We start from the raw sequence: 19,845 nt of genomic DNA, 5'->3' as shown, positions 1-19,845 counted from the left end.
GCTGCCGTTCCGGGCAATGACGATAAACTTCAGGGTCAGTCCCCGCAAGGGGGACAGACCCTAGACCTTGCTGCTGTCCGACCCGGCCAGTACCTTGTCCGGCGTCATCGGTGTGCTGCGCAGGCGCCGCCCGGTGGCGTGGTAGATGGCGTTGCTGATCGCCGCCGCCACGCCCACGATCCCGATTTCCCCCACCCCTTTCGCACCCAGCCGGCTGACGATACGGTCGTCCTCCTGCGCGAACATCACGTCGATCGCGTGGATGTCCGCATTGACGGGCACGTGGTATTCCGACAGGTTGTGGTTGACGAAGCGCCCGAAGCGGTGTATAAGAGTCGGTGTAGCTCTCCTCGTGCAGCGCCTGGCTGATGCCCCAGACGATGCCGCCCACCACCTGGCTGGTGGCGGTCTTCAGGTTCATGATGCGGCCCGCGGCGATGGCGCTGACCACGCGGGTGACGCGCACCACGCCCAGCTCCTCGTCCACCCGCACCTCCACGAACACGGCCGAATGCACCAGGCGGCGGAATTTGCGCTGCTTGAGCATATTCGGCAGCATCAGGTATTTTTCCTCCAGCCGCACCACGCCGCTGTCGTTCAGGATGGCCGTCAGCGGCAGCGCCACCTCCGGCTGCTTCTTCAGCCGCAGCGCGCCGCCCACGAATTCCACGTCACGCATTTTCGCCTTGGCGAACGGTGAGTCGTTCAGCTTCTGCGCATGCTTCAGGATCGTTTTCTGCAGCTTCTCGCACACGCCGGCAACGGCCGAGCCCACCGTCGTCACGTGCGAAGAGCCGCCCTCGATCGGCGCCACCGGCAAGGTCGAATCGCCCAGCTGGAACGTGACGTCCTCCAGCGGCAGGCCCATCGCCTCGGCGGCGATCATCGCCATCACCGTGTAGGTACCGGTGCCGATGTCGGTGGCGGCGCTCGACACCACCAGCTTTCCGTCCGCGTGCAGCACGGCGCTGGCGCGGGCGAACATCTGCATCGCATCCCACACGCCGGTCGCCATGCCCCAGCCGACCAGCTCCGTTCCTTCCTTCATGGCGCGCGGATTCAAGGGTCGCTTGTCCCAGCCGAAGCGCTTGGCACCCAGCTCGTAGCAGGCACGCAGCTCCTTGCTGGAATAGGGCTTGTCCTCGACCGGCGCCTTGTCCGCGTAGTTCTTCAGGCGCAGCTGCAGCGGGTCCATGCCGAGCGCGTAGGACAGCTCGTCCATCGCCACTTCCAGCGCGTGCACGCCGTGCGCGGCGCCGGGCGCGCGCATGTCGATCGGCGTGTACTGGTCCAGCTTGACGACTTTGTAGTCGAACTTGATGTTGTCGCAGGCGTACAGCAGACCCGACCAGTTGACGACGACTTCCACGTAGTCCTCGATCGGCGACGTCTCGGCGATGGCCTGGTGGTAGATCGAGCGCAGCGTGCCGTCGCGCTCCGCCGCCAGTTTCACCCGCTGCAGCGTTTCCGGACGGTGGCCGAAGCTGAACATCTGCTGGCGCGTCAGTACCACGCGCACGGAGCGCTTCAGGTGCAGCGCCGCCATCACGGCCAGGGTCAATTGGTATTGCGGCCGCAGGCCGGAACCGAACGCGCCGCCCACATACGGATTGCGCACGGTGACCTTGTTCTTTGACAGCCCGAACACGTGCGACACGTACCAGCGGCTGTTCTGCGAGCTTTGCGTCTTGTCGTAGATCGTCAGGTGGTCGTCCGGTTCGCGGATCACCGTGGAGGCGAACATCTCCATCGGGTTGTGGTGCTCGACGCCGCTGTAGAACTCCGCGTCGATCTTGACGGGCGCTTGCGCGAACGCCTTGTCCGCATCGCCTTTCTCGTCCGGCGGCGGCTCGAAGCCGGCTTTCAGGGGCTTGGGCTTGTAGGCCTTGTCCAGGTTGGCGGACAGCTTGGTGTCGTGCGGTTCCTGCGCGACCTCCAGCCGCACCAGGGCCGCCGCGTAACGGGCCGCCTCGAACGTCTCGGCCACCACCAGCGCGACCGGCTGGCCGCTGTAGAAGATCGCGTCGTCGTACAGCGGCCGGAATGGCGCGCCCGCGGGCGCCGTCATGTCCTTGTAGGCGATGTCGAAGCCACGCACTTTCGGGCGGTTCAGGTGTGTCAGCACCTGCACCACGCCGGGCACCGCCAAGGCGTCCTCGGTGTGGATGGCCGTGATGCGGCCCTTGGCCACCGGGCTGCTGACGACGACGCCATACGCCAGGTCCGGCGCGGGATGTTCGGCGGCGTATTTCGCCTGGCCCGTCACCTTGGCGCGGCCGTCCACCCGCGACACGGGCGTACCCGTGCGCACCGGGCCCGTGCCGGGGTCCGCGACGGGCGCGTTCAAAGCCTCGATCAGATCGGTCATGCGTGTTCTCCCTGGTCTGGTGTGCTGACGCGCCAGTTCCGCACCGTGCCGCGCGCCGCCACTTGCAGCGCGCGCACGATGGCGTTCCTCGCCAGCGGTATCTTGAAGTCGTTCGCGCCGCGGCCGACGGCGCCCGCGAGGAGGGCGTCGGCCACGCGGCCGAACAGCTCGTCCGATGGCCGTTGGCCTTGCAGCAATTGCTCGGCTTCCGGCCGACGCCATGGCTTGTGCGCGACGCCGCCGACGGCGATGCGCGCCGCGCCGATGCTGCCGTCCGCCGCGATCTCGAGGGCGGCTGCGACGGAGGCCAGCGCGAAGGCGTACGACAGGCGCTCGCGCAGCTTCAGGTAGGCCGAATGGCCGGCGAATTGCGCGGCCGGCGGCAGCGCGATGTGCGTGATCAGTTCATCCGGCGCCAGGGTGGTATCGACGTCGGGGCGGTCGCCCGGCAGGCGGTGGAAGTCGGCGAACGCGATCTCGCGCTTGCCGCGCACGGACTGCACGTGCACCACCGCTTCCAGCGCGGCCAGTGCCACGCACATGTCGGACGGATGGGTGGCGATGCAGTGCTCGGAAGTGCCGAGGATCGCATGCTGGCGCGTGACGCCGCCGATGGCGGAGCAGCCGCTGCCGGGCGTGCGCTTGTTGCAGGGCGTCGCCACGTCGTAGAAGTAGTAGCAGCGCGTGCGCTGCAGCAGGTTGCCGCCGTTGCTGGCCATATTGCGCAGCTGCGGCGAGGCGCCGGCCAGGATCGCGTCCGCCAGCAGCGGATAGCGTTCCTTTATCAGCGGGTGGTAGGCCGTGTCGGCGTTGCGGGCGAGGGCGCCCAGCAGCAGGCCGCCGTCCGGCGTTTCCTCGATGCGGTCGAACGGCAGGCGATTGATGTCGACCAGTGCCGGCGCGACCTGCACGCCTTCCTTCAGCAGGTCGAGCAGGTTGGTGCCGCCGGCCACGAAGCGCACTTCATATTGGTTGGCTGCCGCCGGCGTGGCGTCATTCAAGGCGGGTGCCAGGTCGGGCGGCGCTGTCGGGGCGGGCGCGGCCGCCGGCGCGGCATCCTTGCCGGCGTTGGCGGCAATCAGGCGCAATGCGGCGTCCAGGTCGGTGGGGCGGGCGTAGGCGAACGGGTTCATGCCGGCACCGTCCCGGTCACGACCGCGTGCTCGGCGTTCTCGCTGTCCGGCGCGATGCCGGCCACCTGGCTGACGGCACGCAGGATCTGCGGATAGGCGCCGCAGCGGCAGATATTGCCGCTCATGAGTTCACGCACCTCGGCCGAGCAGGTGGCCTGGCCTTCGTTGATCAGGCCCACGGCCGAACAGATCTGGCCTGGCGTGCAGTAGCCGCACTGGAAGGCGTCGTGTTCGACGAAGGCCTGCTGCAGCGGATGCAGGCGGTCGCCGTCGGCCAGGCCTTCGATGGTGGTGACGCTGCGCCCGTCCTGCATCACGGCCAGGGTCAGGCAGGAGTTGATGCGGCGGCCGTCCACCAGCACGGTGCAGGCACCGCACTGGCCGTGGTCGCAGCCCTTCTTGGTACCGGTCAGGCCGAGCCGCTCGCGCAGCAGGTCGAGCAGGGTGACCCAGGCTTCCAGTTCCAGTGTGTGCTCGCGGCCGTTGACGGTGATCGTCAGCGGATGACGCTCGGGAGCTTGCATGGCGAATCCTCTTTGTCGGGTGGAGGAGCGCGGGGCAAACCCGGTGCACGGTCATCAAGCGGCGGCGCAGGAGGTCACCCCGGCGGCTCCCGGATGTGAGCCGTCACGATACGGTTAATGGCCGGGGCTGGTTGTGCGTTCGTTCACATAGTGCGGGGTATGTAGTGGCATGCTGGCTAAAACACGCAGATGCCTGTCACCAAAGAAAAAGCCCGCGACTTGCGTCGCGGGCCCGAAGGGTACTGCTATGTTTCTTCTTCGTTCTTATTTCTTGGCGCGGCGGCGGGCCGCCAGCGCGACCAGTGCCAGGCCGCCTGCCAGCATCGGCAGCGTGGCCGGTTCCGGTATCGGCGACACGGTCTTCGTCAGGCTCAGGTCGCGGCCGAACAGCACTGCGTTCGAGAAGCCCGGCACCTGGCCGCCGTTGTTCAGCCATTCGATGTTCCACGTGCCGGTCAGCGTCTGGCCGGCCTTGATGTTCGTTTCGTCGAACAGGAACGCCGTGCTGGCGTTGGAAGCGTGGATGGCCAGCGTCAGGTCCAGGTTGGCGTCATAGTTCTTGCTGACGTTGGTGATCGACCAGATCCCCGTCTTGCCGCTGGCGCTCTTGCCGAACGTGAAGTCGAAGCGCGAGCTGTAGTCGGTCAGGTATTTGCCTTCGACCGTTTCCAGCGTGCTCCAGAACAGCGAACCCGTGTTCCAGAAGGCGAGGCTGAACGACGCCGAACCCGTGCTCATCGGGTTCAGGCCGGAGTACACCAGCTTGTCCGCGATGTCGCCACCCAGGGTGACGTCGTCCAGGGTGGCGTTGCCGATGCTGCCCTTGTTGAACGTGGCATGGGCGGAGCCGGCGGCGAGCAGCGCGGCACTCAGCAGTACAGCTTTGGAAACAGCAGCGATAGTCATTATTGGTTCTTTCGGAATGCGTGCCGGGCTCGCGGGCAGACAGGAGAAAAGCGGCGATTCTTTGGCCGAAATCAAATACTAGACGAAATATCGTGAAATTGCAACAATGAAATTGCAATTTCCATAAAGCAAATGTAGGCCGGGCGCAACAGTGTCAACGCCGCCGCTGCCGCGCTTCCTCGGGCGTGAGCAGCCAGATGCGGTCGATGTCGCCGTCGGCGTTCTCCGTGTAGCACACCGGCAGGTCACGACCGCGCAGGGCGGCCGGCACCTCGACCAGGTTGTCCTGGTTGAAGATGCGCGCCGCCGGCGCGAGCCGGCGCGGCCTGCCGTCGAGCGTAATGTCGGGAAACCAGCCGGGCGTCAGCGTGCCGCGCTTTGCCTCGGCCGGAATGTCGCGGCCAGCGGCCCGGCCCGGCAGCGCCGCGACGAGTGCCAGGGCCGCCCCGGCCAGCAGGATACGTCGATGCATGCGATCTCCTTCCAAAACCTTACTGTAGCCGGCTCGCGCCGTTGTGGCGAGCGCGACGGTGGCGTGCCGCCATCTTGCTACGTGGCTCCGTCGTTCGTCCCAAAGTGGCATGCTGACCGCACGCCGCATGCGCTGGCGTTTGCCAACAAGAAAAAAGGAGATGCCATGAAATGGTTTCAGAATCTCAAGATTGCCCCGAAGCTGTTACTGGTATTCGGTGTCGTCCAGTTGCTGATGCTGATCATGGGCGTGGCCAGCATCCGGTCGATGGGGCGGATGAACGATGCCTCCACCGAGCTGGCCACGAATTGGATGCCGAGCGTGCGCACGGTGATGCAGCTGCGCACCGACGTGGGCGAGCTGCGCCGCTGGCAGCTGGCGCACATGCTGACCGACGTGCCGACGTCGCTGGCCACGTACGAGGAACGCATGGCGAAAACCCTGGCGGACCAGCGCGCCAACGCGGCGGCTTACGAGAGGCTGATTTCCAGCCCGGAGGAACGGGCCATCTATGACGATTTCAGCCGCAACTGGCAGCTGTTCCTGGCCGAGCACGAGAAGGTGGTGGCGCTGTCGCGCCAGAACCTGAAAGAAGAGGCACGCGCGGCGGCGGCGGGCAATTCCGCGAAAATTCTGGGCGATGCCAACGCGGCGCTGGACAAGCTCGTCAAGCTCAACGTCGAGGGCGGCCAGCGTGCAGGTGAGCTGGCCGAAACGCTGTACCGCGACTCGCGCACGCTGTCGATCGCCTTGCTGCTGCTGGCGGCGCTGGCCGGCAGCGCGCTGGCGCTGTGGGTGGCGCGCATGGTGGCGCGGCCGTTGGGCGAGGCGGTGGAGGCCGCCCGTGCGGTGGCGGACGGCGACCTGACCCGCGACCTGACGGTGCGCTCGCAGGACGAGACGGGCGCACTGATGGCGGCGCTGCGCGACATGACGAGCAAGCTGCAGGGCCTCGTGGCGCAGGTGCGCGCGGGGACCGACACGATCGCCACCGCGTCGAGCCAGATCGCGGCCGGCAACCAGGACCTGTCGGGCCGCACGGAGCAGCAGGCCAGCGCGCTGGAAGAAACGGCATCGTCGATGGAGGAGCTGACATCGACCGTGCGCCAGAACGCCGACAATGCGCGTCAGGCCAACCAACTGGCGCAATCGGCATCAAGCATCGCCGTGCGTGGCGGTGCCGTGGTGGGCGAGGTGGTGGGCACGATGGCTGCCATCAACGAGGCGTCACGCAAGATCGTCGACATCATTTCCGTCATCGACGGCATCGCCTTCCAGACCAACATCCTGGCGCTGAACGCGGCCGTCGAGGCGGCGCGCGCCGGCGAGCAGGGACGCGGCTTCGCGGTGGTCGCCAGCGAGGTGCGCAACCTGGCGCAGCGCTCGGCGGCCGCGGCCAAGGACATCAAGCACTTGATCGACGACTCGGTCGGCAAGGTCGATGCCGGCTCGCGCCTGGTCAACGAAGCGGGCAGCACGATGGCCGAGATCGTGGCCGGCATCACGCGCGTGACGGACATCATGAGCGAGATCACGGCCGCCAGCACGGAGCAGAGTTCCGGCATCGAGCAGGTCAACCAGGCGGTCGTGCAGATGGACCAGACCACGCAGCAGAACGCGGCGCTGGTGGAGGAGTCGGCCGCCGCCGCCGAGGCGATGCAGCAGCAGGCCGCGCACCTGGCGCAGATCGTCGGCGTGTTCCGCATCAATGCCCAGGCGGCGGGTGTGATCGTGCCGCCGCCGGCGCCGCGCCGCAGCGCCGTGGTGGCGGCGTCGGCACCCAAGGTGGTGCAGGCGGCACCCAAGCCCGCGCCGCGGCCGGCGCTGGGCGCCGCCAAGGCGCCGGCAAAGGCGCAGCCGCAAGAGGACCAGTGGGAGGAATTCTGAGCAGTGACCCGTGGCTTACAATGGCCGCTTTGCAGCGAAATGGGAAACGTATGGCCAAGAAAGAAGAACTGGACGAGGAAACGCGCGAATTCATCCAGTGGTGTATCGAAGTGGAAGGCTTCCTGGTCGCGGCCGGGGCCACCGTGCGCGAGGCCCAGGATCATATCGAGGAGCAGATCGACTGGTTCACCGACCAGTTCTGCGCCGCGCTGACGCCGGAGGAGGCGGCGCGCGAGGCGCTGGCCTGAACAGGCGGCCATGCCTGGGGTCTGTCCCGCCGGGACTGACCCCGAAGTTTGTCGCCCTTTTGCCGAACGGGCAGACAGGCCTCGCCACGCTGTGGACTTCGGGGTCAGTCCCCGTCGGGGACAGACCCCTGCCGCGCCAGCCACGCCGCCAGCGCGGCTTCGTAGCGCGCCAGCGCTTCCTCATACACGTCGAACACGCAGACGGTACAGCCGCCGCGGCAGCAGTCCTCCAGGTCCGGCCGGGAGGGTGGTTCCGGGCGCGGGTCCGACGTCGCCATCTCAGTGCTCCGCCGCCAGCATGGCCTGGTTGCGGCCGCGGATCTTGGCGCGGTACAGCGCGCGGTCGGCGCGCCGCACCAGGTCGTCCGGATCGCCATGCTCGTGCGGCACCTGCACGGCCACGCCGATGCTGATGGTGACGCGGCCGAACGGCGACTCGTCGTGTTCCACCTCCAGGCCCGCCAGCTCGGTGCAGATGGCTTGCGCCGTCTGCATCGCGTCGGTGGCGTCCGTGGCGGCCGCCAGCAGCACGAATTCCTCGCCGCCATAGCGTGCCGCCAGATCCGTGGTGCGGCGCGCATGGCGCGTCAGCAGCTCGGCCACCGTGCGCAGGCAGGCGTCGCCCGCGACGTGGCCGTAGCGGTCGTTGTACTTCTTGAAGTAGTCCACGTCCAGCACCAGCAAGGCCAGCGGCTGGCCGGTGCGGGCGGCGCGCCGCCATTCGGTCGCCAGCTGCGTGTCGAAGCCGCGCCGGTTGGTAATGCCCGTCAGGCCGTCCGTCGTCGACAGCGCGGCCAGCTTCAGGTTCGACTGTTCCAGTTCGGCCGTGCGCTGCGCCACCACCCGTTCCAGCGCCGCCTTCAGTTGCGTGAGCCGGCGCACGCGCCAGCGGTACAGCGCCCACAGGATCGCCGCGGCCAGCACCACCGCCGCCGTGCGGAACCACCAGGCCTGCCAGAACGGCGGCGTGACGGTGACGATCAGCGCGGCCGGGTCCTCGTTCCACACGCCGCGATGGTTGGCGGCCTTGACGCGGAACACGTAGCGGCCCGGATCGAGGTTGGTGTAGGTCGCCGCGCGCCGCGTGGCATCCGTCTCGACCCAGTCCGCGTCGAAGCCTTCCAGCCGGTAGGCGTAGCGGTTCAGGCCCGGTTCCGTGTAGTGCAGCGCCGCGAACTCGATCGAGAAGCCGGAGGCGGGCGGCGACAGGGTCAGGCGGCGCGGCGCCGTCACGGCGCCTTCCAGCTTCACGCCCGGCTGCGGCCGCGCGTCGCTGAGCGAATGGTTGTAGACCTTGATGTCGGTGATGGCCACCTGCGGCGCCACCGACGGGCTGCGCACGTCGCGCGGGGCGATCGCCGTCATGCCGTGCACGCCGCCGAAGTACAGCAGGCCGTTCGGCCCTGGCGCGGAGGAATTGATCGTGAAGCCGTCCGTCATGCCGTCCGCCGCCGTGTACTGCAGCGACTTGCCGGTGGCCGGCTCGATGCGGTACAGGCCGGCGATGGTGCTGACCCACAGGTTGTCGTCCAGGTCGTTGCGGATCGACAGGATCTTGGCGCCGTGCGTCGCGTCCAGGTAGGAGCGGAAGCCGATCTTGCCGTCGCGCAGGATGACCTGCTGCAGGCCCTTGGAGGTGCCGACCCAGATGCGGCCGAGCGAATCCTCGTGCAGGCTGGAGACGTTGTCGTCGGCCAGGCCGTCCGCCACCGTGGTGTCCTGCACGAAGTGCTGGAATTTGCCGGTCTTCGGGTCCAGCAGGTCGAGGCCGCCGCCGTTCCATTCCGACCCCATCCAGACGCGGCCGCTGCGGTCCTCCAGCACCACGGAGGTGCCGTTGACGCTGCGCGTGTCCGGATCGTTGGGATCGTTGCGATAGATTTTCCACGTGCCGGCGGCCGGCAGGTAGCGGATCAGGCTGTTGCCGGTGGCCAGCCACAGCACACCGCCGCGGCCCGGCGCGATGGCGTTGATGTAGTCGCTGGCGGTGTCGCCGAAATGCACGGAGCTGAACTTGCCGTCGGCCTGGTCGAGGCGGTTCAGGCCATTCGACGTGCCCGCCCACAGCGGCCCCTCGGGGTCCTGGTACAGGCAGTAGACGATGTTCTGCGTCAGGGTGCCGGGCTGCGAGGGGTCGGAAACGTAGCGTCGCACCACCTTGTTGCTGGCCGGGTCGAACAGGCTGAGGCCGACGTTCCCGCCCAGCCAGAGTTTATTGTCCGGCGCGCGCGCGATGCTCAGCACGGCATTGGTGCCGGGCGTGCCGGTCTGGTCGGCGCTGTGCGGCACGTAGCGGGTGAAGCCGACGCTGTTCAGGTTGACGAGGCTGATGCCATCGGTGAACGAGGCCACCCACAGCATGCCGCCGCGGTCCTGGGCCAGCGCGCGCAGGTTGTCGCCCGGCAGCGAGAACGGGTCGCTGGGGTTGTGCGAGAACTGGCTGAAGCGCTCCATGCGGGCATCCCAGCGCAGCAGCCCGGCCGACAGGGTCGTGGCCCACAAGGTGCCCTGGCGGTCGATATAGAAGCTGTTGACGCGGCTGTTCGGCGTGACGAGCACCTTGCGGGCCGACCACGGCGTGCCCGGGTCCCAGCGCAGCGCGCCGCTTTCGGTGCCGATCCACAGCGCGCCGGCCTTGTCGAACTGCAGCGCGCGCACGATGTTGCGGCGCGGGTCGGGCTTCTCGGCCAGGTCGACGGCATGGTGGACGAATGCCTTGCCGCCCGGCGGCAGGTAGTCGAGCCCGCCCGGCCAGGTGGCGGCCCAGACGCCGCCCTTCGCGTCCAGCGCGATGGCGTTGACGTCGTTAGTGGCTAGGCTGCCCGGCAGCGCCGGGTCGTGCGCGTACACGACGAACTTGCCGCTGGCCGGATCGAAGTGCTGCAGGCCGCCCCAGCTGGCGATCCACATGCCGTCCTTGCCGTCCGAAATGATGGCCTTGATGATGCCGCGGTTCTTGGGCCCCAGCTCGGCGCGGAACACGGTGAAGTTGTTGGTCTCCGGATTGTAGCGGGCCAGGCCGTTCTGGGTGCCGGCCCAGATGCGGCCCTGGCGGTCCTCGTACAGCGCCGAGACGCGGTCGTGCGGCAGGCTGTTCGGGTCGTTGCTGCGGCTCGTATAGCGCACGGCGTGGTAGCCGTTGTAGCGGTACAGGCCGTTGACGTGCGTGCCGATCCACATGAAGCCCTGGCGATCCTGCAGCAGCGACAGGATCGACGGCTCGTCGTTGCCGAGCGGGCCCAGCTGCTTGAAGCGCAGGGTGGGCGGTGCCGCCGGCTGCGACAGGGCGGCGGTCGCGCCCAGAACGACGATCAGCAGGCCGAGCAGCAACAGCACGAACGTACGGACGGACAGGCGTGGGGCGGAGCGCAAGGGGAAGCGCAATGCGGGCGGCGGGGAGATGATGTCGGATCGGTGCATTTCGCGATTATACATTCCTTTTATGCAATAAAATTCCTGTAGAATGCCAGGAACTGTGCGGATGTGGTGCGAAACGGGTATTATCCGGGGTTGGCCGCTGTGACCGTTGCATGCGCGCATCACCGAAATCGCGGCGGCCAGCCGTGCAGTCTCCCTCGTAACGTAGAAAGCATGGCGGTTGATTCCGCCGCCCCAGAATATGTCTGAAATCGAAACCCCTTCCGCCTCTGGCGTCCAGCCTGCGGCACCCGCCCAGGTGCGTTTCTCCGACTTCGGGTTGTCTGCCGACATCCTGCGCGCCCTGACCGACCAGGGCTACGAATACCCGACGCCGATCCAGGCGCAGGCGATTCCTGTCGTGTTGCAGGGTCGCGACGTGATGGGCGCGGCCCAGACCGGCACCGGCAAGACGGCCGGCTTCTCGCTGCCCATCATCCAGCTGCTGCTGGCGCACGCCAACCCCAGCATGAGCCCGGCCCGCCACCCGGTCCGCGCGCTGGTGCTGACGCCCACGCGCGAGCTGGCGGTGCAGGTGGCCGAGAACGTGGCCGCTTACTCGCGCCACACGCCGCTGCGCTCGACCGTCGTGTACGGCGGCGTCGACATGAAACCGCAGACGGCGATCCTGCGCAACGGCGTCGAGATCATCATCGCCACGCCGGGCCGCCTGCTCGATCACATCGAGCAGAAAACGATCTCGCTGGGCCAGGTGCAGATGTTCGTGATGGACGAGGCCGACCGCATGCTGGACATGGGCTTCCTGCCCGACCTGCAGCGCATCATCAACCTGCTGCCGAAGCAGCGCCAGAACCTGATGTTCTCGGCCACGTTCTCGCCCGAGATCAAGAAGCTGGCCAACAGCTTCCTGAACAACCCGGTGACGATCGAGGTCGCGCGCAGCAACGCCACGGCCGACAAGGTCACGCAGGTGGTCTACAAAGTGCCTGAAGAGCACAAGCGCGACGCCGTCGCCCACATCCTGCGCTCGCGCGAGATGAAGCAGGTGATCGTGTTCTCGAACACCAAGATCGGCGCATCGCGCCTGGCCCGCGGCCTGGAGCAGGACGGCATGAAGGCCTCCGCCATCCACGGCGACAAGACGCAGCAGGAGCGCATGGCCGCGCTGGAAGCGTTCAAGCGCGGCGAGATCGACGTGCTGGTCGCCACCGACGTGGCGGCGCGCGGCCTGGACATCTCCGACCTGCCGTGCGTGGTCAACTACGACCTGCCGTACAACGCGGAAGACTACGTGCACCGCATCGGCCGCACCGGGCGCGCCGGCGCCTCGGGCGACGCCATCTCGATCTACTCGGACAAGGACGAGCGCCTGCTGGCCGACATCGAGAAGCTGATCAAGCAGACCATCAAGCGCGGCGAGCTGCAGGGTTTCAGCCCCTCGGCGCGCGGCGCCGAGGAGCGCCGTCCGGCCCGCCGCGAAGGCGACCGCGCCGGCGGTGGCGAGCGCGCTCCGCGCACCGAACGCGGCGGCGAACGTGGTGGCGAACGCGAACGCTACGGCCGCCCGAACGGCCCGTCGCCACGGCGCGACAAGGTCGATCCCTGGTTCCTGAAGCCCTACGAGCCGACCCGCTCGACGCGCCCGGCCACGCCGGAAGCGACCACGGGCCCGGCACCGGCCAAGCCGAAGCAGAAGATCGCGGCCCTGCTGGGTGGGTTGCCGAAGAACTGACGAGTAAAAAAACGGTGACTGTCACCGTTTTTTTTTCGCCCGGCGCGGCCGTCAGACCGCTTCGAGCAGCGCCTTCAGTACGCGCGGCATCTCGGGCTCGAGGCCGACCCACAACGGCAGGCGCAGCAGGCGTTCGGACAAGCCTTCGGTGTGCGGCAGCGCCCCCGCTGGCCGGCCGAAGCGCGTGCCCGCCGGTGCGCTGTGCAGCGGCACGTAGTGGAACACGCTGCTGATGCCCTGCTGTTTCAGGTTGGCGATGACGTTGCTGCGCTGTTCCAGTGATTCCAGCAGGATGTAATACATGTGCGCATTGTGCACGCAGCCTTCTGGCACGACGGGGCGGCGCAGCACGCCGCGCTCTTCCAGCGGAATCAGGAATTCATGGTACTGCTGCCACAGCGCGAGGCGGCGTGCCGTAATGTTGGCCGCCTCTTCCATCTGGGCCCACAGGAAGGCGGCGATCACCTCGCCCGGCAGATACGACGAGCCGATGTCGACCCAGGTGTACTTGTCCACCTGGCCGCGGAAGAACTGGCTGCGGTTGGTGCCTTTCTCGCGGATGATCTCGGCACGCTGGGCGTACACGGGATCGTTGACGAGCAGCGCGCCGCCTTCGCCCGCGATGACGTTCTTCGTCTCGTGGAACGAGTAGGCGCCCATGTGGCCGATCGAGCCCAGCGGGCGTCCTTTGTAGGTCGACATGATGCCCTGTGCCGCGTCCTCGACGACGATCAGGTCGTGGCGGCGCGCGATGTCCATGATTGTGTCCATCTCGCAGGCCACGCCGGCATAGTGCACCGGCAGGATTACTTTCGTGCGCGGCGTGATGGCGGCCTCGATCTTGGTCTCGTCGATATTGAGGGTGTCGGGACGGATGTCGACGAACACCGGTACCGCGCCGCGCATGACGAAGGCATTGGCCGTGGAGACGAAGGTGTAGGACGGCATGATCACCTCGTCGCCTTCCTTCAGCTCCGCCAGCAGCGCCGCCATCTCCAGTGCGGCCGTGCAGGAATGCGTCAGCAGCGCGCGCGCGCTGCCCGTGTTTTGTTCTAGCCAGCCGTGGCACTTCTTGGTGAAGGCGCCGTCGCCGGACAGGTGGCCGTTGGTGTGGGCCTGGGCGATGTACCACAGCTCGCGGCCCGTCATGAAGGGTTTGTTGAAGGGAATGGTGGAATTCATGGTGCCGGGGTCCTTTCAGGAACGATGCGGTGGTAGACGTCCTGCGGGTGATCGAATGCGAAGCCGAGCGAGGCGTACAGGTTCAGTACTGCGACGTTGGCGGCGGAAATGGAGCTGGTCACTTCGGCGTGGCCGGCCTCGAACAGGGCACTGGCGGCCAGGTGCCACCAGTGCCGCGCCAGTCCCCTGCCGCGAAATGCCGGCGCGACGGCGTGCAATGCGAGGCAGGCGCCGGCGTGACCGATGAAGCCGGCTAGCTGGTCTTCGGCGTACAGGCCCCAGACGTCGCCTGCCGCCAGCAGCTGGCCCAGCCAGTTGTCGTAGCGGCGGTCGGCGCCGGCACGCTCCAGCATGAAGTCGCGCTGGAAGCGGCCGTGCGCGAAGGCGCCGTGGCAGATCGCCAGCGCCGCGGCGGAATCGGCATGGCGCGCGTCGATGCGGGCAATGGCGATGCCGGCGCGGGCCGGCACGGCGCGCAGCCGCTCGCGCGTGGCGCGCGTGGCCAGCAGCGTGTCGCAGTAGTGGAAGCGGTGCCGCTCCAGCAGGGCCTTGTCGGCCAGCGGGTCGACCTTGATCGTCTGCAGGCCCGCATGCGCGTCTGCAGCGGCCAGCGCGGCGGGCGAGTACGCCAGCAGTTCCCAGGCCGGGATGCCGAAGGCGGCGCTGTCGTAAGGCGAGGGCTGCAGCAGGGGGGCCTCAGTCATCCATTTCCCCCGCGTTGGGCGTCATGCGGCGCACGATGTACAAGGGCCGCTTCTTGGCCTCGTCGAAGGCCTTGCCGAGGTAGACGCCGATGATGCCGAGAATGCCTATGATCAGGCCGCCGATGAAGTACAGCGACACGATCAGGCTGCTCCAGCCGGGCACCGGGGAGCCCTGCAGCAACGCGCGGCCCAGCAGGAAGCTGCCGAACAGGAACGAGATGCCGGCCATCGTCAGCCCCAGCCGCGCCGCCATGCGCAGCGGCTTGTCGGAGTAGGCGATAATCGTGTCGGAGGCCAGCTTGAATAGCTTCGCGAACGTGTAGCTGGACGTGCCTTCCATGCGCTCGGCGTGCTGCACGCGGATGCCGGTAGTGGGAAAGCCCATCCACTGCACGTGGCCGCCGAAGAAGCGCAGCTGCTCGCGCATCTTGGTGAAGTTGCGCACGACCTTGCGCGACATGATGCGGAAATTGCCGCTGTCGCCGTCGAAGTCGATATCGGCCAGGTAGCTGAACAGGCGGTAGAACAGCCACGACGTGAAGCGCTTCAGCAGCGGGTCGCGCCGTTCTCCGCGTAGCGCCAGCACCACGTCGTAGCCTTCCTGCGCCTTGGCATACAGGCGCGGGATTTCCTCTGGCGCGTCCTGCAGGTCGCAGTCCATCACCACCACCCAATCGCCCTGGCAGATGTCCAGGCCCGCCGTGATTCCGTAGTGCTGGCCGAAATTGCGCGAGAACTGCAGACCGACGACGCGCGGATCGGCCGCGGCCAGACGCTCGATCACGTCCCACGAGCGATCCGGCCCGCAGTCCTCCACCAGTACGATCTCGAAGTGCGGCGTAACGGTCTCGATGGCCACCTTCAGGCGGCGGTACAACTCGTCGAGCATTTTCTCGGCCCGGTAGACGGGAATGACGACGGAAATCAGTGGTTTGCTCATGCTTGCTCCACGGCCGCGACAGCGGCGGCCGGTCAGGTATTGTTATTGTTGCGGTAAGCGGACAATGTGGGCGCCGCGCATCGCGACGCGGCCCTTGCCGCTGGCGATGACGCGGAATTCTACGCCCGAGAGTTCCACCGGGGTGGCGAAGGTGAGCACGACGGGCTTACCGCCAGCCTCGCTCAACTCGCCACGCGCCAGGACACGCGTGCCCGCGTCGGCCGTGACATCGACATACCCGAAATCGTCGGCCGTGCCGGCACGCTCCACTTCGAACGTGACCTGGTAGCGACCCGACATCAGCATGCGACCGGGGCCATATGTCAGCACGCCAGACTCGCCGGGCGCGGCGACTAGGCTGTCGCCCTGGAGGGTGCCGACGAGGTGTGGCGTTTCGCCACTGGCGGGATAGTGGGCCGGCCGCGCCAGCGTGCGGTTCCATTCCGCCATCTCGGCCAGGTTGCGGTTGAAGACGATCACATGCCAGTCTTCGAAGCGCAGCGTACGTACGGGAGCGCCGATGCGGGCTGACAGTGCAGGCAGGTCGACCTGCTTCAGTTCGCTTTCCTGCAGCAGAAGGAAGGTCTCGCCGTGATGGTAGCTGGCGTCGTACCAACGATTCGACGATAACTTGCGCATCGGCATCGGCAACCCGCGTTCGAACAGTACTTGCCGGACACGCACGGCTTGGGCGCTCAGCACGGTAAGCTTGCCGGCGTTCCAGAAGGACGAGTAGCCGTACCGCAGCTGGTTCTGCTGCAGGAAAGCAGCCAGGCGGGCTGCCTGGGTCGGCAGTTTCAATGCCGGCGGCACTTGGTAGAACTGGCGATACGGGAAGGTGTAACTGACGAAGCTGCTGGTAGCCAGCACCGCGACGAGCGCCAGGCCGACCGCGCGTTCGCGTGGCGTGCAGTGCAGGCCATCGACCGCTGCCACCGTCAACAATAGCAGCATGCACAGCAGTGACGGCACCAGATAACGGATGGCACCGTCGGGACTTGCCATGTCGGCTAGCGATGTCGTCAGCAGCAGCAGCAGGTTCAGCGCGCCGGCAATGGCGGCGAACACCGCGACGAACATGCGGCCCGGGTGGCCCGTCGCCGTCATTCGATAAACGGTTAGCGGCATCAGGTACAGAAGGGAAAGGGCGGCAACGAAGCGCAGCGCACGATACGCACCCATCGGACTGGCGACTGCCGCATCCCAGCGCGGCATGCCGTCGAACAGGATCAACAGCCCGTAGGCGGTGACCTTCAGGTTGTGCAGCACGCCGTCGAAATCCAGCCAGGCCAACGCTGGTGCGGGGAGGTTGCGGACGGTGCTCATCGTTGCGAGATGCAGCGCGGTACCGAGCGCGGCGGAGAGCAGGAACAGCAGCGCGGTGCGCACGTGGGGCCGCAGGTCGACACCGGCTGGCCGGGCCAGGCGCAGCGCCGCGGCCGCTGCCAGCAGCGGCAGGGCATAGAAGATGATGGCCCGCAGCGGATTGGCCCAGAACAGCTGCGCACACAGCAGCACCGTGCCCAGTGTCCACCACCAGTAGCGCCGCGGCGCGTGCAGCTGTTGCCAATAACAGTACAGCAGGAACGCGCCCGCGTAGAACATCGAGCCGTAGGCGGCCTGGCCGAACACGTGTTCCGCCATCAATACCGAGATACCGCCGGTCAGCACGCACAGCCCGGCAATCCGCGCGGCCCGCGTCACTTGAAGCAGGCTCATGAACGCCCAGCCGCCCGCCAGGATCAGCGCGGCGGTGACGACGTCCGACAGGATGTGCAAGCCGATGCCGTTGCGCAGGAACGGCAGGAACAGCAGTACGAACGTGTGGGTAAACAATACCCACAGATCGCCGTTGGCGTAGTTCCATTCGCTGGGGAAGTATTCGCCGGTTTCGCGGATCTCCTGTGCCAGCAGGTTCTTCACGGCGGAATCGGAATGCAGGATGACCTGGTAATCGAATACCAGGAAGAACAGCAGCAACGCGAGATTGAGCGCCAGTACCCAGGGTAGCAGCCGCTCCATCCGGCTGCGGCTGATGTTGAAAGTGGTCGACATTATTCTTGGTTTGTCAGTTCGGCAGTATTGTCCGCCTGGCGGACAAGCAGGTGGATGTTTAATTTGCTACAGATTGTAAAGTGCGGGTGTTGGTCATTGGTCACCCACGCGGCTCAGGCGTATGCCCCGCAGCACAAGGCCGGCGCGGCCATTGCTGAGGACCCGGAATTCGACGTCGGTTGCACTCTTGTCGAGCCGCCAGCGCAGCACCGGCTGCACGCCGGCGGTCACGGGTGCCACGCCGAAGCGTGCCTTGCGCCCCACGACCTCGACGACACCGAGCTCGCCGGCGGCGGCGTCCGCCACCAGGTCGAAGCGCACCTCATAGGTGCCTGGCGCCAGCACACGGGACGGCCCTGCATGCAGCAGGCCGGCGGCGCCGGCCGGGGCCACCAGCGCCTGGAGATCCGGATCGAATGTGCCGATGCCATGCGGGGTAGTTGCCGCCACAGGGTAGTCAGCCGGTTGACGCACCTGGTCGTCCCAGCGTGGCGACTCGGCCAGATTGCGGCCGAATACGGCGATGCGCCAGCCGTCGAAGTCGAGCAGACGCACGGTCGTGCCCAGGTGGCGTGCAAGGGCGGCGGTATCGATGGTCGGCTCGCCGGGGGCCTGCAGCACGAACACGGGGCCACGGTAATAGTCGGGTTGGTACCAGCGCTGCGACGACAGCCAGCGTGCCGGCACGGGCAGGCCGTCGCTGATATCGACCGGGCGGATGCGCACGCGATGATTGGCCAGCACGGTCAGCTTGCCGGCGTGCCAGAACGATGCGTAGCCATAGCGCAGCTGGTGCTGTTCGAGGAAGCCGATCAGGCGTGCTTCCGCCAGCGGCACGCCCAGCACGGGCGGCTTGCCGGGCAGCTGCAGCCAGGGCAGCATGTAGGAAGTCGGCGCGCTGGTGGCCAGGACGGTCAGCACCAGCAGCGCGCCGCCGCGTGCCGTGTCGATGCCATCGAGGCGGTCGGCGATGGCGGCGGCGGCCAGTACCAGCAGCCCCAGCAGGGCCGGCACCATGTAGCGTACCGAGCCATCGGGATTCTGCACGTCCGTCAGCGACGTGGTCAGCATCAGGATCAGCGTCAGCGCCAGCGCGGCCGCGACGAAGGCGGCCGCGAAGGCACGCCCCCGGTGCGCGCTGCCCAGCAGCCGCAGCAGCGTGCGTGGCAGCACGTACAGCGCGGCCAGCGCGGCCAGCAGGCGCACCACCCAGTAGGCGCCCGCAGGGGAAACCACCTTGCTGTCCAGGTGCGGCAGTCCGTCCAGCAGGGCGATCGTCGAGCGCAGCACGGCCAGCAGGTTGGCCTGCATGCCGGGGAAGTCGCGCCAGACCAGCTCGGAGGCGCCCAGCGTGACGCGCACCCCGCGCAGCGTCGCCGCATGCAAGGCCACGCCGGCCACGCAGGCCAGCAGGAACGCGCCCAGGGTACGCCAGTGCGCGACGCGGGGAGTGCCGGCCAGCCGGTCGAGCCGGTACAGGGTCGCGGCCGCCGCCAGCAGCGGCAGCACGTTATAGACCAGCGCGCGCTGCGGGTTGCTCCAGCAGACCACGAGCGTCAGCAGGACCATCACGGCCATCCAGGCGGGGCGCACGCGCCCTTGCAACTGGCTCCAGTAGCCGTACAGCAGGAAGCTGCCCATCCAGAACATTGCACCGTAGGCCGCCTGGCCGTACACGTGTTCCGCCATCATCGTCGACAGGCCCGCGCTCAGCACGACCAGCGCCGCCAGCGTGCCGCGTCGTGCCGCGCCCAGGATGCGTGTCAGCAGCCAGCCGCCGGTAAGGATCAGCAACGCCGACACGCAGCCGGCCAGCGCATGCACGCCATAGCCGTTGGGCAGGAAGGCCAGCAGCGGCACGATGAGGACATGGTTATACAGTATCCACAGATCCTTGTTGACGTAGCTCCACTCGGGCGGGAAGAAGCGGCCGGTCTCGACGATCTCCTGGGCCAGCAGGTTCTTCACCGCGGAATCGGAATGGAAGATCAGCTGGTAATCGCAGGCCAGGAATAACAGCAGCAGGCCGAGATTGGCGACGAGCAGCGCCTTCAGGATGGCTTCGCCGTTTCTCGACCAGGCGGTGGCGGGGCTCAGCACGACGCCTGCGCGTGCGACGGCGAGACCACGCGGTAAAGGAAAAACAGTCGAAGCATGTCGATATCGATCTCGGGAAAAGCGTGCGTCCCACGCGTGGCGACGCTGCTGGCTGCGCGGGGGGCAGTACAGGGCGCGCTACTGGGTACGGAACAAGGCGGCAAACAAGGGAGGGTAGTATACCATCCCTCGTTGCGTTTTCAGTAAGATTGTGCTTCT

The 19,845-nt window shown here is 67.3% G+C and carries 14 protein-coding genes and 1 pseudogene; 3 read left to right on the top strand and 12 right to left on the bottom strand.

Annotation, left to right across the window (positions count from 1 at the left end; all coding sequences use genetic code 11):
* Nucleotides 1-60: 60 nt before the first annotated feature.
* From E7V67_022200 to E7V67_022180, 5 genes and pseudogenes are all read right to left on the bottom strand, one after another.
* Nucleotides 61-2,368: pseudogene (locus tag E7V67_022200) on the bottom strand (xanthine dehydrogenase family protein molybdopterin-binding subunit).
* Nucleotides 2,365-3,501, bottom strand: a complete 1,137-nt coding sequence (locus E7V67_022195) for a xanthine dehydrogenase family protein subunit M (GenBank protein WUR12387.1) — start codon at nt 3,499-3,501, stop codon at nt 2,365-2,367. Before E7V67_022195 ends, E7V67_022200 begins: the two are co-directional and overlap by 4 nt.
* Nucleotides 3,498-4,025: a 2Fe-2S iron-sulfur cluster-binding protein gene (locus E7V67_022190; protein WUR12386.1), complete on the bottom strand. Its 528-nt coding sequence runs from the start codon at nt 4,023-4,025 to the stop codon at nt 3,498-3,500. Before E7V67_022190 ends, E7V67_022195 begins: the two co-directional genes overlap by 4 nt.
* A 264-nt stretch (nt 4,026-4,289) precedes the next feature.
* A complete protein-coding gene (locus tag E7V67_022185; protein ID WUR12385.1) occupies nt 4,290-4,931 on the bottom strand; it encodes a PEP-CTERM sorting domain-containing protein in 642 nt (213 codons plus the stop codon).
* 154 nt (nt 4,932-5,085) lie between these two features.
* Nucleotides 5,086-5,403, bottom strand: a complete 318-nt coding sequence (locus E7V67_022180; protein WUR12384.1) for a hypothetical protein — start codon at nt 5,401-5,403, stop codon at nt 5,086-5,088.
* 165 nt (nt 5,404-5,568) lie between these two features.
* Here E7V67_022180 and E7V67_022175 point away from each other — a divergent pair, with 165 nt between their 5' ends.
* Together E7V67_022175 and E7V67_022170 are read left to right on the top strand one after the other, a co-directional pair.
* Nucleotides 5,569-7,290: a methyl-accepting chemotaxis protein gene (locus E7V67_022175; GenBank protein ID WUR12383.1), complete on the top strand. Its 1,722-nt coding sequence runs from the start codon at nt 5,569-5,571 to the stop codon at nt 7,288-7,290.
* A 50-nt stretch (nt 7,291-7,340) separates the two neighbouring features.
* A complete protein-coding gene (locus E7V67_022170; protein WUR12382.1) occupies nt 7,341-7,538 on the top strand; it encodes a hypothetical protein in 198 nt (65 codons plus the stop codon).
* Nucleotides 7,539-7,642: 104 nt separating this feature from the next.
* Here E7V67_022170 and E7V67_022165 read toward each other — a convergent pair whose 3' ends face one another.
* Complete coding sequence (locus E7V67_022165; GenBank protein WUR12381.1) at nt 7,643-7,816, bottom strand: oxidoreductase-like domain-containing protein; 174 nt, start codon at nt 7,814-7,816, stop codon at nt 7,643-7,645.
* Between the two features lies 1 nt (nt 7,817).
* Nucleotides 7,818-10,958: a diguanylate cyclase gene (locus E7V67_022160; GenBank protein WUR12380.1), complete on the bottom strand. Its 3,141-nt coding sequence runs from the start codon at nt 10,956-10,958 to the stop codon at nt 7,818-7,820.
* 199 nt (nt 10,959-11,157) lie between these two features.
* Between E7V67_022160 and E7V67_022155 the strand changes: the two genes are divergently transcribed.
* On the top strand, nt 11,158-12,648 hold the full coding sequence (locus E7V67_022155; GenBank protein WUR12379.1) for a DEAD/DEAH box helicase: 1,491 nt from the start codon (nt 11,158-11,160) through the stop codon (nt 12,646-12,648).
* A gap of 51 nt (nt 12,649-12,699) precedes the next feature.
* Here E7V67_022155 and rffA read toward each other — a convergent pair whose 3' ends face one another.
* From rffA to E7V67_022130, 5 genes are all read right to left on the bottom strand, one after another.
* Nucleotides 12,700-13,830, bottom strand: a complete 1,131-nt coding sequence (gene rffA / locus E7V67_022150; GenBank protein ID WUR12378.1) for a dTDP-4-amino-4,6-dideoxygalactose transaminase — start codon at nt 13,828-13,830, stop codon at nt 12,700-12,702.
* On the bottom strand, nt 13,827-14,534 hold the full coding sequence (locus E7V67_022145) for a GNAT family N-acetyltransferase (protein WUR12377.1): 708 nt from the start codon (nt 14,532-14,534) through the stop codon (nt 13,827-13,829). Before E7V67_022145 ends, rffA begins: the two co-directional genes overlap by 4 nt.
* Nucleotides 14,527-15,474 (bottom strand): glycosyltransferase family 2 protein, encoded by a 948-nt coding sequence (locus E7V67_022140; GenBank protein WUR12376.1) that lies wholly within the window; start codon nt 15,472-15,474, stop codon nt 14,527-14,529. The genes E7V67_022145 and E7V67_022140 overlap by 8 nt, the downstream gene beginning before the upstream one ends.
* A 42-nt stretch (nt 15,475-15,516) precedes the next feature.
* Nucleotides 15,517-17,529: a hypothetical protein gene (locus E7V67_022135; GenBank protein WUR12375.1), complete on the bottom strand. Its 2,013-nt coding sequence runs from the start codon at nt 17,527-17,529 to the stop codon at nt 15,517-15,519.
* 93 nt (nt 17,530-17,622) lie between these two features.
* A complete protein-coding gene (locus E7V67_022130; protein ID WUR12374.1) occupies nt 17,623-19,629 on the bottom strand; it encodes a hypothetical protein in 2,007 nt (668 codons plus the stop codon).
* Nucleotides 19,630-19,845 lie beyond the last annotated feature (216 nt).

Source organism: [Empedobacter] haloabium (assembly GCA_008011715.2).
Lineage (GTDB): Bacteria > Pseudomonadota > Gammaproteobacteria > Burkholderiales > Burkholderiaceae_D > Rugamonas > Rugamonas haloabia.
This window is presented reverse-complemented; position numbering and strand designations above follow the sequence as displayed.

What these genes read in the sequence shown, in the direction of transcription:
- E7V67_022170 (WUR12382.1), top strand. Translation starts at nt 7,341, where the DNA reads ATGGCCAAGAAAGAAGAACTGGACGAGGAAACGCGCGAATTCATCCAG.
- E7V67_022145 (WUR12377.1), bottom strand. Translation starts at nt 14,534, where the DNA reads ATGACTGAGGCCCCCCTGCTGCAGCCCTCGCCTTACGACAGCGCCGCC.
- E7V67_022135 (WUR12375.1), bottom strand. Translation starts at nt 17,529, where the DNA reads ATGTCGACCACTTTCAACATCAGCCGCAGCCGGATGGAGCGGCTGCTA.
- rffA (WUR12378.1), bottom strand. Translation starts at nt 13,830, where the DNA reads ATGAATTCCACCATTCCCTTCAACAAACCCTTCATGACGGGCCGCGAG.
- E7V67_022195 (WUR12387.1), bottom strand. Translation starts at nt 3,501, where the DNA reads ATGAACCCGTTCGCCTACGCCCGCCCCACCGACCTGGACGCCGCATTG.
- E7V67_022140 (WUR12376.1), bottom strand. Translation starts at nt 15,474, where the DNA reads ATGAGCAAACCACTGATTTCCGTCGTCATTCCCGTCTACCGGGCCGAG.
- E7V67_022190 (WUR12386.1), bottom strand. Translation starts at nt 4,025, where the DNA reads ATGCAAGCTCCCGAGCGTCATCCGCTGACGATCACCGTCAACGGCCGC.
- E7V67_022155 (WUR12379.1), top strand. Translation starts at nt 11,158, where the DNA reads ATGTCTGAAATCGAAACCCCTTCCGCCTCTGGCGTCCAGCCTGCGGCA.
- E7V67_022180 (WUR12384.1), bottom strand. Translation starts at nt 5,403, where the DNA reads ATGCATCGACGTATCCTGCTGGCCGGGGCGGCCCTGGCACTCGTCGCG.
- E7V67_022160 (WUR12380.1), bottom strand. Translation starts at nt 10,958, where the DNA reads ATGCACCGATCCGACATCATCTCCCCGCCGCCCGCATTGCGCTTCCCC.
- E7V67_022165 (WUR12381.1), bottom strand. Translation starts at nt 7,816, where the DNA reads ATGGCGACGTCGGACCCGCGCCCGGAACCACCCTCCCGGCCGGACCTG.
- E7V67_022185 (WUR12385.1), bottom strand. Translation starts at nt 4,931, where the DNA reads ATGACTATCGCTGCTGTTTCCAAAGCTGTACTGCTGAGTGCCGCGCTG.
- E7V67_022175 (WUR12383.1), top strand. Translation starts at nt 5,569, where the DNA reads ATGAAATGGTTTCAGAATCTCAAGATTGCCCCGAAGCTGTTACTGGTA.